The sequence below is a fragment of the Pseudoalteromonas sp. MER144-MNA-CIBAN-0113 genome (assembly GCF_040308965.1).
Lineage (GTDB): Bacteria > Pseudomonadota > Gammaproteobacteria > Enterobacterales > Alteromonadaceae > Pseudoalteromonas > Pseudoalteromonas tetraodonis.
In genome coordinates, this window is sequence record NZ_JBEOOG010000320.1 from 1 (window position 1) to 277 (window position 277).

Below are 277 nucleotides of genomic sequence, written 5' to 3' on the forward strand. Positions count from 1 at the left end.
CTCATGCACAAGCGCGCGATGCAGTGAGTTTTCCGCTTGATATTAACGAAATGACTGAGCAACTAGGCAGTATTAGTGCTCTAAAAGAGGTTGCCCCTCCCCTGCATTTACACAGCCAAGCCGTTGACAGGGTTACTTACCTTCAGCGACCCGATTTAGGCCGCAAGCTTGATGAAAATGGTAGGCAAATACTTCTCAGCTATATGAATAAACAAAAGCACACTACACAGGCTAAATACGATTTAGCGATTGTAGTGGTTGATGGACTCTCCTCGTT

Annotated in this window: 1 protein-coding gene; it reads left to right on the forward strand. The window is 45.5% G+C overall.

Annotation, left to right across the window (positions count from 1 at the left end; translation table 11 throughout):
• On the forward strand, positions 1–277 hold a 277-nt coding region (locus AAEY57_RS19860; RefSeq protein WP_350608650.1), incomplete at both ends, for an ethanolamine ammonia-lyase light chain EutC.